Here is a 15,161-nt window from a genome sequence, read left to right as displayed (position 1 = left end):
TCTCGATTCCAGCGGAGCCCTCTCCTCTGGCGCCCTCCTCAGCACCTCTGAGCTCCTCATCGCTGAAACCAGGCTCAACACCGATCTCAACGGCGACACCTCCACTGGCCTCTCCTTCTCAGCCAGCACCCTGACCATCGGCGCCGTCACGCTCGGCACTAACCAACTCGGTTACGCCATCAAAAACGGTGCAGCCTCTCCCTTCCAGGTCACCTTCTCTGGTCAGTTCGCATCCTCTGCCAACCCCGGGGCCGGCTGGTCAGCACTCGCCGCCGCTGCAACAGGCTCTGGCTTTGAGCTCTTCTGGAAAAACTCCAACTCCGGGCAATTCGCACGCTGGATTCTCGATTCCAGCGGAGCCCTCTCCTCTGGCGCCCTCCTCAGCACCTCTGAGCTCCTCATCGCTGAAACCAGGCTCAACACCGATCTCAACGGCGACACCTCCACTGGCCTCTCCTTCTCAGCCAGCACCCTGACCATCGGCGCCGTCACGCTCGGCACTAACCAACTCGGTTACGCCATCAAAAACGGTGCAGCCTCTCCCTTCCAGGTCTCCTTCTCCGGACAGTTCGCATCCTCCGCCAACCCCGGGGCCGGCTGGTCAGCATTCGCCGCCGCTGCAACAGGCAATGGCTATGAGCTCTTCTGGAAAAACTCAGTCACAGGCCAATACGTCCGTTGGCTGCTCGATGCCACCGGAAACCTCTCATCTGGTGCCATCCTCAGCACCTCTGAGCTCCTCCTTGCTGAAACGCGCCTCAACGCCGATCTCAACGCTGATGGCTCCAAAGGCGAACCTAAGCAAAACGAAGCATTCTTTACCCCTGATTCATTCTGGAAGAATATTGCGCTGCAGCAATACTTTGCGGACTATGAGATAGAAGTTAGTTCTCCAAGATTCGTGGATTCGTCGTCATTATTTAGTCAGAATAATTATCTAGAGATAACACAAAGCTCAAGAGCATTGATTGATCAAGCGGAAGATGGCAAGATTGTATATTCATACCTTGAAAGAGCGATCCAGATCTTTGGAAATAATGGAGAGCCCTCGCAGTACCAAGACGAGTTTCCAGACACCGTTTCCATACAAATCAAGCCCCTTGATAATATCAAGGCACTTTCAGATGATCTCGGATATGTCACCAATACACTTCAAGCCTATGAAAACGTTGTCGACAAGCTGAGAAATAGTTTTGATATTGAAAAAGGCTTTTCTATTGACGGAAAATTATTTAGCACAGATGTGACGATAACCTTGCTAAATCAAGAAATTCTGCTTTCTTCGACTGGATTCAAAGGCTTCACACGGGATATGGCGAAGCAAATCGCCGAGCAGAATCAAACCATATATGCAGAAACCGAGGTATATTTTTACCCTGTCGATCGTGATGGTAGGCCCACGCTGTTTAGCGAAGATGAGAAAATCCACAAACTAACTAGGTCATTCAAGATCAGACAATCCAGCCTGGTACAGGGCTGGTTTCAAGATGGCCTCTTCATCGTAGATACAACCATTAATACACCAGAGCCATACGCCAGCAAACCTACTTATCAACAAGCATTTGCGTTTACCCATTCAGGAATTTTTGTTGGAGCTTTTGAAGAAGACTATGAATATGCATATGGAGATCCAGATCCATACAGGTCGACAGAATATTCGCAATGGTTTTATGACTCATCTAAATTCGATCAAAATCTTTTTGATGACTACTCAGATCAATATAGCAGTTTTGGCATAGCCAGCACTGCACCTCTATTCTTGGGATATGAAGGCAATCAACTTGGTTTTGACTGGCTTACCCAGAACAATCGCGAGTGGGTCGATGCAGTATCCCCATTTATTGGTAGTAGCGCTCCTCACCTAGGCCTCAATCAAGTCTATATTGCCATGGAAGACTGCGATATCTTGACAGGACTTGGCAAGGATCTAATCATCCTTGCTGATGACATCAACAATGAAGGCGTAGATGCTGTGCCGCGATTGCTTGATTTTGATCCAGTCCACGACAAAATACTACTGCCTAGCGATATCTTCACGTCACTTGCAGGAGATAATCCTGGCGCCATTTCTTCCAATAGGTTCTCTGCAAGCACTCGGGCCACTGAAAGCACTCATCGAATTATTTTCGATGCCACCACTGGTCATCTCTTTTATGATTCAGATGGAAATGGATCGGCATCGCAACAATTGATTGCCACATTCTCAAACAGTCCAGCACTAAGTACTGACAGCTTTCTAATAGGGTAAGCAGATAACTTCTGTCTTGCCCACATTTCAAAACAATCTAGATCAGCATACTGATTTCCAGTTCTTTCGCAACTAGCCAATTTCCATATAAGCTATCTGCTTATAAGCTTTCCCCGACTTTACATCTCCGTACCAATCACTAGATGGGTTGGAGAGTGGCTATCGCTTCCTCTTCTTCACCCACTCCCATTCCACCGCGACAGATCTGGGACACCAGCCAGACCAACTTGCTGTCATCGACAACCGCACCGTGGTCACCGACTCCTTCAACTGGAGCCCCTCAGCCGCCCATCAGAGCGCCGAAACCCTGCTGGTGTTTGACTCGCCCATGCTCGCCGAGCACTTCACCTCTGAAATCAATCGGCTCTGGAAAGGCGCTGAGCTCGGAATCACCGAGCGGCCTCAACGCAAACAGGAGCGGCAACGCAACCGCTGCGGCAGTGGGGTGCAGAGGGGATAAGCGGGGTACAAGGAAAAGAATGGTGGGACTTCTCAGCGTTGGCACCGTTGGCTACCGAGGAGGCTTGGCGGCTCGGACACGGATGCGTGATCCGGAGAAACGCCTACCCGCCGTTGCTGGTGAATCCGTCTGGGAGCAGCTGGCCGTCTGTAGGTCAGCCCACACCCCAGCCCACAGGGGCCCACAGCGGAACTCCCAGCCCACCCATGGCCCACACCCCTCTACAAAGGTAAGAAAATATGGCTTCTGATTCCTCCAAAACCATTGTTGTTACTTGCTAAAGCGACAAGATCCAAGCCTGCGACTCAGTGCTCTACAAGCTCTTCCTCGACAAGTGGGATGGCCAGACCTCCGTGGTGCCGGCCCTGCCGGGTACGGCTGGGGGGAGCGGCAACTCGGTGATCGTCAACGGACGGCGCTGATGCTGGCTTGAATCAGCCAGTCTTGAGCAACTGCGCAGGCCAGCAATGTCAACTTTCCTAGTTACCGGCAGCAACCGCGGCATCGGCCTCGAGTACTGCAGACAACTACAGGCCCGCGGCGATCAGGTGATCGCCGTCTGCCGCACGCCTTCGCCGGAACTGGAGGCGCTGGGGGTGCGCCTCGAGGCGGGGATCGAGCTCACCACTGAAGAGGATCTTGATGCTCTGGTGCAACGGCTAGCTGGCCAGCCGCTTGACGGGGTGATCCTCAATGCCGGCATCCTCGAAGGCAACCGCCTGGAGAATCTCGACAGCGACAGCCTCAGGCGCCAGTTTGAGGTGAATGCCCTGGCGCCCCTGCGGCTCGTGGCCGCCCTGCTGCCGAATCTGCAGCCCGGTTCAAAGCTTGCGCTGATGACCAGCCGCATGGGCTCGATTGACGACAACAGCTCCGGCTCCTCCTACGGCTACCGGATGTCAAAGGTGGCGTTGAACATGGCGGGGCGATCCCTGGCGATCGACCTGCGGTCCCGCGGCATCGCTGTGGCACTGCTACACCCGGGGCTGGTGCGCACCCGCATGGTCAACTTCAACCCCCAGGGCATCAGCCCCGAGGAGGCGGTGCGGGGCCTGCTGGCCCGCATTGATGCTCTCAGCCTGGCAACCAGCGGTGGCTTCTGGCACGCCAACGGCGAGGTGCTGCCTTGGTAATGCCGCTCAAGCGCCCAAGCTGACGACGCCGCGCCGGTGAATCTCGCTGGCGTAGTCGGTCCAGACCCCCTGGCCCCAGTAACGAAAGCAGCTCGTTTCCAGCAGCAGCAGATGCAGCAGCGCCTGCTGGTAGGGCTGGGTCTGGGTAACTGAGGGATCGGCCGCCACCAGGGGATCGAAGTGCTGGTGAAAGGCGGCGCTGAGGCTGGTCATCGGCTCCAGCACGTTGGCGTAGCCCTCCACCCAGCTGAGATTGTTGGTCCAGGAGGCACCGGCCATCGAGAAGGAGGGATCACGGGCCTGGAGCTCGGCGATGGCCGCCTCAACATCTGCAGAGTTGGGTGACTCGCCCAGCTGCTGCCAGAGCTTGTGTTGCTGCACCGCCTGAATCGGCGGAAAGTCGCCGCTAGACAACCCGGCGGCCTCGAGCAACTCAAGATATTCGCTGCCATTAATCGCCACCGTAGATGCCGCTGTGGTCGCGCCACCGCCCTCGGCGGCGATGCGCTGGTGGGCCTGGATGAAGGCCTGGGGGAATTCGTTCATCATCACGCCACCGTTCTCGCCATCGGCTATCTGGGAGACGAGGGCCGGCACGGACTTGCCGCCAAGGGGTATGGGGCCACGCCCCAGGGCTTCGTAGTAGGGCTGCATCTGACCCACCAGCTTGGTGTCGGAGCCCTGGGTTTTGATCAGCGCCGTGATCGAGGCCAGCTCACCGCTGGAGCTGCGTGCCACCAATTGGTTGGGCACCAGTTTCTGCTCCTGGCTGAGGGCCGAACCATCGGGATTTTCAACGCTGTGCTCCTGCACCAGCAGCCAGCGGTAGCCGCATTCCCGCAGGGCCTTGATGAATTCGTAGAGCGTGTCTGGGTGATTGGGCAGATGCATCTCCGGCGGCGAGAAACCCTTCACCCGCTGCAGGGCCGCATCACCAAACATGGCCGCAAAGTGATGCTGCCAGGCCAGGATCTGCAGCTTGAGATCGGGGATTGGCGTGGAGGGGGCTACGGCATGGCTCCAGAAGGTGCCGAGCCACTCCACATGGGGTTGAAGGGCAGGATCACAGGCCAGCCGCTGCAGCGCCTCGAGGATGTCATGGCGACCCATCTGCTGGAATCCCCACAGCAAATTGCCGGAGTAATCCAGCATGATCCGCGGATTGGCGCCCTCCGCAATCAACTGGGGGAGGATGTCGGCCAAACGCCGATAGCAATGGGCGAAGGCTTCAGCGTTGTGGTTGTCACCCTCGCCGGGATGTTCAACCATGTATTGGAGGTGGGAGATCAGCTCTCCATTGACACCGGCTGGAATCGTGGGCTGGTGCATGTGCAGGGCACAGGCGAAGCCTGAACGAAGATGCTCTAGCTGGAGATTGGTGGTTGGCAGAAATACAGGCTGCTGCTGCTGCACCAAGTCGAGAATTTCGGCTTCGCGGCCAGCGATCGGCGGCAGGGAGGAGTTGCTCACAGGTTTGAGATAGTCAAAGAGTGGCAATGCGCTGGCGAATCAGCGGCACTGATGAACTTGCAAGCTGCTGAGAAAGAATGGTTTGACCGCGCTCCCAAGCAGATCGGCGCGACAAAAGCTCCAAATCATCAAACCAAGCCGACTTGGTCATCTGGCCAACATGCAGGCGTATGTGATAGACGTAATCAGAAATAAGTACGCCTGGAGCACTACTTGTAACTGCGATCATCATGCCTACATCTTCACCTTGTGGCAGGCCCATCCAGCCACCGACACGCTTGAGTAGGGCAGCCTGCACAAGCAGGGTTGTTGGCCCCAGGGGAATGCTGTCATGGGGGGATGGCCAGGCTCGCCAAACATCACCCGCTAGGCATGGCCCAGCGGCCACGATGGCAGGATCATTCTTGAGATCGTCAGTGCAATAACCGGCTGCCCACTGGGCCCCTGCCTGGCCATTGATTGCGGCCAGGCGCTTGTCGATGGAATGGGGGTAAAGCCAGTCGTCGTCGTCAGCACTGGTGATCCACTCACCCCGAGCAACAAGCAGGCCAAGATTGCGCGCTGCCGCCTGACCAATCGGGCGAGCAGAAGCAATTACTGTGGCATTGGCGGCAAGCTCGGCAGGTAGGGCTTCGAGGTCGTTGCCATCAACGACAATCACATGTTCAATACTGCAATTATTTTCGTTCAGGCTACGATTGAGGTTGCTCAGCATAGGCAATCGATCAGGCAAAAGCCTGGTCGGAGTAATGACGCTAACGGTCGTCAAATTAATTGAATTATTGCGAGCTCTTCCATCCTAGTCGACTTTGGAGCCCCCAAGCCCTTTGCTCCATGATCAAATAGGCAAAATCCGAATGATTTGACCATGAAAACTGATCAAATCAAACTTTCCAAAACCTGACCGCAAAAGCGCCCCGCACGGATGTCGCCCTGGACCTTTGCGCACCACCAGGCCTGCGGCATCCTGGGTTGAGACCTTGATCTACCAGCGGTGGAAGCTGCCCAGCTGCGCGCCTTGTTCAACAAGCCCTACGGCGCCCCCGGCCCGAGCGAGGCGCAATGGCGGCAGCTTTACGCCGAGGACGTGCACTTCAGCGATCCCACCCAGGAGAGAGATGGCATTTCGGCCTACATCAAAGCCCAGGAGGGCCTGCTGAAACGCTGTGACGACACCTACCTCACCCCTGGCGCGATTGCGATCGAAGCCAATTCGGCCTTCGTGGAGTGGGAGATGGGTCTGAAGATCAAGGGCATTGAGTTTGTGTATCCAGGCACCTCCCGGCTGCTTTTCAACAGCGAGGGCAAGATCTGCGACCACCGCGACTACTTCGACTTCGTGGGCCCCACCTTCGGGCCGGTGCCTGTGCTCGGCGGCTTTGTGCGCTGGCTTTACAAGCGCTTTGTGGGCTGAGGCAGCTGCAGGAGCCGTGATGCGCCCTTTCTCCACACTCGCGCTGCTCGCCTTGGCTACGGGGCTGTTCGGCTGCGGCGCCAACAAGCAACCCAAGCCAGGACCGGCCGCCGTTACCGGTCCCATCCGGATCGAGCTCGACCCAAAGGATCCCTCCAGGAGCTTCGGTGTGCTGCCACGGGGCGAGGACCGCACCACTTTTAAAGTGGGTTTCGGCCGCAACGGCATCACCTGCGCCGGCAGCCGCTTCGAGGAGGGCTACACACCCCTGGGCCGCTTCCGGGTGAATGCCATCCTCAGCGGCAACACCTTCGTGATGGATCCCGCCCTGATCGCCAAGTCGGGCAAGAGCGAAGCCGAGCTGCGCAAAACGCTTTTTGGCAACATGAACGCCATCGACTTCGACGGCGATGGCGAAAACGGCGAATACGGCAGGGGCTACGTAAGCCTGGAGCCCGTGGACAGCGTCAAGCAGCCCTTCGCTTTCAACACCTACGACGGCAAGTTTCGCTGGTACAGCTTCGCCATTCACGGCAGCAACAACGACAAACGCATCGGCCAAAAGGTGACCGGCGGCTGCGTCAACGTGGCCGAGCCAGATTTGAAGCTCCTGCTCTCAGCCGTGAAACTCGGCGATGAGGTGGTGATCAACGCCGCTGGCGGCAAGTGTGTTCAAGACGAACAGCTGTAGTGCGACACCCCCCCGGCGTTGAAGAACTCCCTGGGCTTGAGGCGGTCGTAGGTCGCCGCCAGCTCCGCTGAGGGCGCGTCGTAGGGATGGCTGAACACCGCTTGCAGCTCCTGAAGCAAGGCGGTGTCGCCCTGCTCCGCCTGTTGATAGGCCGGTGCAATCAGCCACTCGCGCCAGGTGATGGCGGGGTTGCAGCGTTTCATGGCGGCGGATGTCTCGACGAGGTCGCCAATCTGGGCACGCCAACGCTCCAGCCAGCCGCTCCATGCCGCATCGAGGCCTTCCGAACTCGGCTCATAGAAGCTCTGCTTCAGGGCTGAGAGGTGCTCGGGGGTGGTGACAGGAATCTCCGACAACCTTCGGAAGAAGATCGTGTAATCAGCCTGGGAGCGCAGCATCAACTCCAGCAGCTCATTCACCAAGGCGGCATCAGGGGCAGCCAGGCCCAGCTTGCGGGCCCACATCGCCTCGAGCTCCTGGTTCATGGCGCCGGCAAAGCCGTCACGGATGGAATCCAGCTGGGCCAGGGCCTCGCTGTTGTCAGCCAGCAGGGGCCGCAGGGCCGACCAGAACATCTGGTAATTGGCTCCAGCAGCCACGGGTTGGTTGAAGAAGCTGAAGTGCTCGCCGCCTCCGGTCCAAGGCTGGAAGCCGGGATCGAAGCGTTCGCAGAAGCCAAACGGGCCGTAGTCGAGGGTGTAGCCACCGGCGGCGCAGTTATCGCTGTTGAAATTGCCCTGGCAAAACCCCACCCGCATCCAGTGGGCCACCAAGGCAATCAGCCGCGTGCGAAACAGGCCGGCCAGCTCCAGCACCTGGTCGCCGAAGGCCAGGCTCGGATCGATCTCCGGCCGGTAATTGCGCTCAATCAGGTGGGCCACGATCAGGCGCAGCTCGTTCAGCGCCTCCGGATGGGCCTGGCGGCGCAGGCGGCGGGCAAACAGCTCCAGCTGACCCACGCGCAGAAACGACGGCGCCACGCGGGTTGTGATCGCCGCCGGATTGTCGACCAGCACGTCGGGATCAAACGAGGTGGACCCCGGCGCATACCAGGGCCGGCGGACGGTTTCAGCACCGGATCCATAGAGGGTCAAGGAGCGGGAGGTGGGAACGCCCAGGGCGTGCATGAACTCCTGGGCCAAAAACTCGCGCACGCTGGAGCGCAGCACGGCCCGACCATCGGCACCGCGGCAGTAGGGCGTGGGACCACCGCCCTTGAGCTGCAGCTCCCAGCGCTGGCCGTTGAACACGCCTTCAAACACGGAAATGGCCCGGCCATCGCCGTAGCCATTGCCGGTGCCAAACGGACACTGCTGGATGTATTCAGCGCCGTAGATGGAGAGGGCATAGCCGGTGGCCCAGCCGTAGGGGCGCATCGGCTGCCGCGCCACGCTGATGTCGCCGGAAAACAGCCGCAGGAAGGCCTCGTCGTGGGCCAGGGAGTCGCTTAGGCCCAGCTCCTGGAACAGGCTGGGGCTGTGCGCCAGATAGGCAGGTACTGGCAGGGGCGTGGGTGTGACCGGCACGTAATGGCCCGAGAACACCTGGCGGGGGCGGTGATCGTGGCCATCCAGCGTGGCCTGGGGATCCGGCTGCAGCGACTCCAGCAGCGAATAATCAGCCCGTTGCGCGAACTCAGCGAAGGATGTGATCGGAGTGGTGCTCACGGGGCTCGCGGGTTCTGGCCGGCAGGGATCAGTGGAGGCTAGGGATGGAGGCCTCAGCTTGAGGGATTGGGCCGATTGAGCAGGTCCTGATCGAGGGCGCGTCAACTGGCGTCCCAAGGCTCAGACGACAAACCCGAGGATTTGCCCAACAACCGCCAACACCTCCTCCAGCTGGGAGTCCTGCAGTCGCCCAATCGGATGGGGACGAGCGCCCCTGGCGCGCCAGTCGAAGGATTTGAGTTGCTGGCACAGCACATAGCTGTGGGCGTCGGGCCGATCGGGGATGGGGCCCAGCTCCACAGCAAGGGTGGAACCACGGTTGTAGGGCGCTGAAGTCATGGCGCAGCCCACCACTAGGCCCACCTTGGTGTGGAAGGAAGCTGTGGACAAGACGGCAAAGGGATGGTGATCCTTCATCTCCCGACCAGCCTGGGGGTTGTGGTCGATCCAGATCACGTCGCCGCGATCGGGCACCCAGCCCTGAACCACTTGGCGAGGACTCACTCGGTGACCTCAGCACCGAGCGGATGGAAGGCCATTGCTTCGGTGGGTTCGCCAGCCATGGGCTCGTACGCTGCCAGCCGCTCTGCCAGAGACAGGCGTCGCTGCACGGGCCTGATCATCACGCCTCCCTCCACAACGGAGAGTTCCACGGCCTGATCCTCCTGCAGCTGAGCCTCCCGGGCGATGGATGCGGGCAAGCGGATACCGAGGCTGTTGCCCCAGCGGCGCAGGGCCTGCCGGGAAGGGGTGGCGGCCATGAGAATCTGACGTATAAACATTAGGATAAACGCCCTAGGTCGATGGGGCGGCACAGCAGCGACCAGAGCCGAGTTGGCTGCAGACGCCTCACGCCCGCGCCAGAAGGGATCCGAGCAGGGGCGCTTACCTGACGGGCCGCCCAAAACCACACCTGGTCCAAGCACCCTGCTGCCGCCACCATCGCCTGGACGCGTACATCGCCAAGCAAATACGGTGTCAAAGCTCGGACACCACTCTCCTGACAAACCCTTAGGTCGCTGGGATCGCCCCCGCTCAACTCATCTGCTTCTGAATTTTGCCCAGATAGGCCGGCATCATGTGATCGCTGATCAGGGTTGTGAATCCTTCCTGGCTCTGGGGGCCGCTCTGGTGGCGCAAGCGATCCTGCAGCCCTCCGAGTTCGTCTTCGCTAAGCATGACGCCGCTGCCGCCCACAGCACTGTTGAAAGCCGCTTCCTGAGCGGCTGCGTTGCTGACCAGACTGCCTTTACTGTTGAAGTGAAGCAGATTGCCGGCGTGCCGGTATCCCGGCGGCACCCGCGGCACGATGTCGGAATCGTTCACTAGGCGGTGGTAATGGCCTCCCAGCGCCTCGGCCAGCTGGTCGAGGGCGCGATCGCGGGCCACGGCAGGCTGGCCGTAGGTGTAAAGAGCTCGCAAGTTGCTGCTGGCAGCCCAGCTGGCGGCGGCCAGGGCTGCGATCGCCCCGCCCAGGCTGTGGCCTGTCACCAGTAAGGGCAACTGTCTGTGGGGAGATATCAAGCGTTCCAGTTGGGGCCGCAGCGCCTCAAACTGCTCCCAGAAGCCGGCATGTACCGAACTGCCCAGCTCATTCACCGCCTTTGGTATCACTTTCAGGTTGCTGAGCCAATCGGCTGTGCTCTCGGTGCCGCGGAAACACACCAGCACCAGATCGGAGCAGGCAAACCCCTGGGCCGCATCCTGCTCGACAAAATCACAGTTTTGGAAGCCCCAGGCTTGGAGCTGTCTCTCAACTTCCACCTCGGGGTTGTAGGCCAGTTGACTAGCCAGGGCCAGCGAAAGGGCAGCAGGCCAGTTGAACACTGGACTGGAAAGGGAGCTGAGCTTGAAATCTGCAGGCGTGGGTGCTGCCGCTGCCGGCGTTCCACGGCGTCCGAATAGCCCCCAGCCCTCCTCGACAGTTTCGGGTAGTGGTTCTGGGACAGGGGCTGAGATTTGAGCGGCCGCTGCCGATTGGGCCAGCGGGGCGCTGGCACCGAGGGTGGGAGTTCCGAAGCTCACGCTTACCTGCAGGGGGATCGTCCAGGTGGCTGAGACGCCCGCGGCCAGTGGGTTGGCCACTTCACCCTGTAGCAGCTCCGACTCGTGCTGCTTGGCGACGACTGGGGGCAGGGTCATCGGGCCGCTCAGTCGTGGTCGCATCGGAGGTGTTGCTGCCAACAGCTTTTGCCGCATGGCTTCGGCCGCCGCAGGCAGCGGCTGGTTGCGAATGTGACGCACCAGGCGGCTCACGCGCACCCCTTCATTCGCCTCCCAGGCAATGCGCTGTTCCCCCATCCACTCCTGCCAGAGCCGCCCGTCGCTGGTCACCACCTGCCCCTGTTCGTTGCGCTTCGGCACGCCGGAATGGTGCAGCGCCACCACCTCCCACTGGTCGTTGAAGACAGGGGAACCGGACGAGCCCGGGTCGGTGTCGGTGCGGTAGTGCAGGAACAGCTCCAGCTCATCGACAACCTGGTTGTTGCGGATCGCCAGTTGTTTCGGCTCACCGTTGGGGTGCTGGATGATGTTCACCTTCTCCCCCACCAGCAACTTGCCGCTGTCCTCGATCAGGGGAAGCCAGCCGTAGGCGTCCAGGTCACCGTTGTCGACCACGGCCACGAGGCTGTAATCCAGTTCCCGATCGGTCAGGAAGAACTCCTGTGGCGCCAGGGCGAAGCATTGGGTGGCCTGCAGCTCGCCACTGGCCTCCTCCTGGAAATTGAACTCCACCTTGGACTGGCGGGCCTGTTCGGCATCGGCCAGCACATGGTGGTTGGTGAGCAGCAGCCGGGGGCAACCAGGAAGCCGGTACCGAAGCCCTCGCTGGCGCCAGTCCCACCGCCGATATGAACCCGCCCCACGGCCTGGGCAACCCGCAGACCCTGCTCGAAGAAGCGAAGGCCAATCAGGTCATTGGTGTTGAGCACCCGCTCCAGGGCCCGCGGAAATGCCCCCGGGGTAGCCCCGGGGCCCTGGGGATCAAAGTGCAAACCCTCCCGTCGCAGGGAGTCCACCCGCTCCGGATCGGCATGCAATCGGCGCAGGCGCTCACGGATCAAGTCGGGGGTGTTAACAGAGATGCCGAAGATGTCGCGGGCATCGATCCGAGTGATGTTGCCTTCCCGCTCAGAGGCCCGCTCTCGGTAGCGCTGTTCGGTATCGGTGACCGGACCAAGAATGGGCATAGCTAGAAGAAGCTCTGCCATCACCGTAAGCACAGAACATAGGTTCGTCAGCAGGGCTTACCGCCTCCGTTGCAGTTTCAGCTTGGCCTAAAAGTTCTCTCACCATCTTGAGAACCTGCATGTGCACCAGGAAGACCCACTTTCGAGCTTGTTCAGGGTCATTTCGTTACAGGGTCTACGGGGGCTGCTTGAAGGCAGCACTGGTGAAACACCTCCTCCAAACGCTCAAGATCAGAAGCGGGCATTGTTTGTTTGCATAGATAGTTTCATTCGCTCCAGCCTTCTGAATCTTGTTGTTAGTCTTAAAGCGGCTGCGTTCTCAATGAACGCCCGGACAATATCCTTTAAGAGAAGATCCCGTCATGCGTGACCCTCGCGAAGAATGGCGGCGTTTCGACGCCGAAGCGATTCCGAGCAAGGACTCCACGCCGCAGCTCGACTCGTTCCTGCACGAGATGAATACCGAAGCGGCGGGCCGGCCGCTCATGCTCCTCGACGTGGGCTGCGGCAGCGGGCGGCTGAGTCTGAGGCTCTTCGAGCAGGGGTTTTCCGTGCTCGGCGTGGACATCAACTCGGGCGCACTTCACGCCGCAGAGCACAACGCAGGGTCCGCCGATACCGTTGGCCGCTCGCTGCGATTTGCAGTGGCCGACTTCGCCGAGGATGGCTCGCCGCAGCTCGACGGCGGGCCGTTCGACGTGGTCGTCTGCCAACTCGTGATCTCGATCATCGGCGACATGCGCCATCGGGCAAACCTCCTCAGGCATGCGCGAGAGAATCTCCGGCCCGGTGGTCGGATCTTCCTGTCGGCCTCGGGCGTTTCCGACACGATCAACGCCGGCTACGCGCGGCTCTACGCCGAAGACCTTCTACTGACCGGCGAGCGATACACCTACCTCTCGCGAAACGACAGTGGCAAGGTGCTCTACATGACCCACCACTTCACGGTGGACGAACTAACGAACCTCCTCGAAGCGGCGGGGTTCGACGAGATCAGCGTGGTGACGGAAAGGGAAACAAGTAGTCGCCGACCAGACGAGGCGGCCTACTTCCTGTACGCCACGTGCCGGTCGAAGCAATGATGCCCGCAGCTGTGCATCCCCTTTGCTCTGGCTAACGCTCGCCATCACCTGCACGCAAATTGATATTGGCTATGATTACCTATCAATTACCTCACTGAACATTGGAATCTGGGGGGCAATCTGCACTGTCCCTGCCTTCTCAACGGCGGTAACACCGCTGACGATCTTGAGCTGGTCGAGATTCATCTCCAAAGCCTTGCCGGTGATCATTCCGAGATCTTCCAGTGGCTCGGCAGTTAATTCGAGACCCCGTATCTGGAGTTCTGAAGCGATCTGTTTGAGATTTGCTTTGCGGTCTTCAGCAACGGTAACGATGACTTCGATTTTGGATTGAGCGAGATCGTCCATGGTCGGCTCCTCTTGAAATGGCCGCCGGCTGAGCTGCCCCGAAGGGAGCTTCATCAGCCGACGGTCCGTTACTTCAAGTTACTGGTTTTCGGTGTACTGAAAGTTGAACACAACAGCTACGGGGCCTGGACCAGGCCACGGCCGACATCGACAATCGGCAGCGACAGCGCGCGGGAGTTGGCGATCAACCTCAGCCACAGGGCAGCGCCGCGGGCACCGGTGGCTTGCGCCCAAAGAGCAGCGATCCCGGCGACATGGGGCGTCGCCATACTGGTCCCGCTGATGGCCCGGTACCGGGTTGGCATCGGCCAGGAGGAATAAACAGCGACGCCCGGAGCCGCAATGTCGACGGCCGAGCCGGCGACGCGCGCCGTGTCGCGGGCAGAAAAGTTTGCCATCCGCAGGTTGCCGTCCAACGCCCCTACGGCCATGAAGGTCCTGCTGTTGGACGGGCGACCGACGAAGCCAAAGTTGCCAGCGGAGCGGTTGGCGTTGTTGCCTGCGGCGGCGACGATCAGGCTGCCGGCGTTCAGGGCGCGTTGGCCGGCAGTCTCGTAGAAGGTAGTGGTGGTGGGTACATTCGCGCCGAGCGACATGGAGATCACATGACACTTGTTGGCGATGGCCCAGTCGATACCTGCCAGGATGCCGCCGTCAACGCCGCTACCCTGATCGGATAGGACCTTTCCGATGAAGATATTTGCCTTGTGAGCGATGCCATAGCGAGGGCCGACCGCTGGCTTAAATGCCCCGCAGGCCGTTCCGGTGCAATGAGTACCGTGGCCGTGGCCGTCGTTGGCACTGACTACGCCGGGGATGAAGGAGCGCGATACAACTGACCGGCCAATAAAGTCCGGGTGTGCCAAGAACAAGCCGGTGTCGAGCACAGCGACTTTGATGCCCTGGCCAGTGAGCCTGGAAATCGCAGACCGGGTGGCTATGAGGCCCCAGGTATGGCTCGGGCTGTCGACGAATCCAGCAGCTTCAATCAGATCGGCATACTCCTCGCCACCTGGAGGGGTGGTGGCCGCCGATGTGTAGAGGCTCTGGGCGCAATCCCGGAAGCCGCGCATGTAATCGAGGGAAAATGCCCTCAACTCACTTAGGGCATACACAACACCCTCTGGCTCGACCGAAAGGATCGCGGAATCCTCGCCGGCCTCCATCGCAAGCATTCCGGCAGCGTCGGGCGGAACGTTGACTACGGCCATGCCGAGATTGCCCAGAACGGCTCCTCCTTCGGCAGGAACCTGGTCCATGTCAATTCCGGACTCGGCAAAATCTCCGCTTCTCAGCAGATCGGCCGAACGGATGCCTGCACGATTTTCTAAAGGGTACCTCGAAATTTACGAGATTTGCCAGCCTCTGATCACCATAAAAAAATGCCTTTCGGCATCGTCGCAGCAGATCATAAGTGCTCAAGCAATGCAATATTGTCGGCAAATTGATTCGTACTG

The 15,161-nt window shown here is 59.7% G+C and carries 16 protein-coding genes and 1 pseudogene; 8 read left to right on the top strand and 9 right to left on the bottom strand.

All coding sequences use genetic code 11. From position 1 onward, the window contains the following. The 4 genes and pseudogenes from KBY83_RS14225 to KBY83_RS14210 form a co-directional block, all read left to right on the top strand. The coding region (locus KBY83_RS14225; RefSeq protein WP_255020224.1) for a hypothetical protein at positions 1 to 2,248 on the top strand (2,248 nt) is incomplete at its 5' end. 148 nt (positions 2,249 to 2,396) lie between these two features. Continuing rightward, positions 2,397 to 2,708 carry a phospholipase D-like domain-containing protein gene (locus KBY83_RS14220; protein WP_315858993.1) on the top strand — a complete coding sequence of 104 codons (312 nt, stop codon included), beginning with the start codon at positions 2,397 to 2,399 and terminating at the stop codon, positions 2,706 to 2,708. Positions 2,709 to 3,010: 302 nt separating this feature from the next. Further along, positions 3,011 to 3,130: pseudogene (locus tag KBY83_RS14215) on the top strand (prohibitin family protein); the annotation flags it as partial. Positions 3,131 to 3,175: 45 nt separating this feature from the next. Next, on the top strand, positions 3,176 to 3,841 hold the full coding sequence (locus KBY83_RS14210) for an SDR family oxidoreductase (protein WP_255020223.1): 666 nt from the start codon (positions 3,176 to 3,178) through the stop codon (positions 3,839 to 3,841). A 6-nt stretch (positions 3,842 to 3,847) separates the two neighbouring features. Here KBY83_RS14210 and KBY83_RS14205 read toward each other — a convergent pair whose 3' ends face one another. Then, on the bottom strand, positions 3,848 to 5,311 hold the full coding sequence (locus KBY83_RS14205) for a glycosyl hydrolase family 57 (RefSeq protein ID WP_255020222.1): 1,464 nt from the start codon (positions 5,309 to 5,311) through the stop codon (positions 3,848 to 3,850). 13 nt (positions 5,312 to 5,324) lie between these two features. Then, complete coding sequence (locus tag KBY83_RS14200; protein ID WP_396094084.1) at positions 5,325 to 6,026, bottom strand: glycosyltransferase family 2 protein; 702 nt, start codon at positions 6,024 to 6,026, stop codon at positions 5,325 to 5,327. Positions 6,027 to 6,305: 279 nt separating this feature from the next. On the opposite strand from KBY83_RS14200, the gene KBY83_RS14195 reads away from it, so the two are divergent. Together KBY83_RS14195 and KBY83_RS14190 are read left to right on the top strand one after the other, a co-directional pair. Further along, positions 6,306 to 6,725: a nuclear transport factor 2 family protein gene (locus tag KBY83_RS14195; protein ID WP_255020220.1), complete on the top strand. Its 420-nt coding sequence runs from the start codon at positions 6,306 to 6,308 to the stop codon at positions 6,723 to 6,725. A 19-nt stretch (positions 6,726 to 6,744) separates the two neighbouring features. Further along, positions 6,745 to 7,416, top strand: a complete 672-nt coding sequence (locus KBY83_RS14190; protein WP_255020219.1) for a L,D-transpeptidase — start codon at positions 6,745 to 6,747, stop codon at positions 7,414 to 7,416. Here the strand turns inward: KBY83_RS14190 and KBY83_RS14185 are convergent. The 5 genes from KBY83_RS14185 to KBY83_RS14165 form a co-directional block, all read right to left on the bottom strand. Further along, positions 7,398 to 9,083 carry a protein adenylyltransferase SelO family protein gene (locus KBY83_RS14185; RefSeq protein WP_255020217.1) on the bottom strand — a complete coding sequence of 562 codons (1,686 nt, stop codon included), beginning with the start codon at positions 9,081 to 9,083 and terminating at the stop codon, positions 7,398 to 7,400. The two genes, KBY83_RS14190 and KBY83_RS14185, sit on opposite strands and share 19 nt — an antisense overlap. Before the next feature lie 120 nt (positions 9,084 to 9,203). Then, positions 9,204 to 9,587 (bottom strand): type II toxin-antitoxin system PemK/MazF family toxin, encoded by a 384-nt coding sequence (locus tag KBY83_RS14180; protein WP_255020216.1) that lies wholly within the window; start codon positions 9,585 to 9,587, stop codon positions 9,204 to 9,206. Continuing rightward, a complete protein-coding gene (locus tag KBY83_RS14175; protein ID WP_106501949.1) occupies positions 9,584 to 9,844 on the bottom strand; it encodes an AbrB/MazE/SpoVT family DNA-binding domain-containing protein in 261 nt (86 codons plus the stop codon). Before KBY83_RS14175 ends, KBY83_RS14180 begins: the two co-directional genes overlap by 4 nt. Positions 9,845 to 10,118: 274 nt before the next feature. Further along, the gene (locus KBY83_RS14170; RefSeq protein WP_255020225.1) at positions 10,119 to 11,852 is read right to left on the bottom strand and encodes a lipase family protein; all 1,734 of its coding nucleotides are present in this window, start codon (positions 11,850 to 11,852) and stop codon (positions 10,119 to 10,121) included. Further along, entirely contained in the window at positions 11,735 to 12,295 is a 561-nt protein-coding gene (locus KBY83_RS14165; RefSeq protein WP_255020215.1) for a hypothetical protein, read from the bottom strand. Before KBY83_RS14165 ends, KBY83_RS14170 begins: the two co-directional genes overlap by 118 nt. A 341-nt stretch (positions 12,296 to 12,636) precedes the next feature. On the opposite strand from KBY83_RS14165, the gene KBY83_RS14160 reads away from it, so the two are divergent. Continuing rightward, the gene (locus tag KBY83_RS14160) at positions 12,637 to 13,356 is read left to right on the top strand and encodes a bifunctional 2-polyprenyl-6-hydroxyphenol methylase/3-demethylubiquinol 3-O-methyltransferase UbiG (protein ID WP_255020214.1); all 720 of its coding nucleotides are present in this window, start codon (positions 12,637 to 12,639) and stop codon (positions 13,354 to 13,356) included. 75 nt (positions 13,357 to 13,431) lie between these two features. On the opposite strand, the gene KBY83_RS14155 is transcribed toward KBY83_RS14160, so the two are convergent. Both KBY83_RS14155 and KBY83_RS14150 read right to left on the bottom strand, forming a co-directional pair. Then, entirely contained in the window at positions 13,432 to 13,758 is a 327-nt protein-coding gene (locus tag KBY83_RS14155) for a hypothetical protein (protein ID WP_255020212.1), read from the bottom strand. Positions 13,759 to 13,820: 62 nt separating this feature from the next. After that, on the bottom strand, positions 13,821 to 14,963 hold the full coding sequence (locus KBY83_RS14150) for a S8 family serine peptidase (protein ID WP_255020211.1): 1,143 nt from the start codon (positions 14,961 to 14,963) through the stop codon (positions 13,821 to 13,823). Here KBY83_RS14150 and KBY83_RS14145 point away from each other — a divergent pair. After that, positions 14,962 to 15,161 (top strand): hypothetical protein (locus KBY83_RS14145; protein ID WP_255020210.1); only part of this gene is annotated, 200 nt, incomplete at its 3' end. The genes KBY83_RS14150 and KBY83_RS14145 overlap by 2 nt on opposite strands.

The sequence above is a fragment of the Cyanobium sp. WKJ7-Wakatipu genome (assembly GCF_024345355.1).
GTDB lineage: Bacteria > Cyanobacteriota > Cyanobacteriia > PCC-6307 > Cyanobiaceae > Cyanobium_A > Cyanobium_A usitatum.
This window is presented reverse-complemented; position numbering and strand designations above follow the sequence as displayed.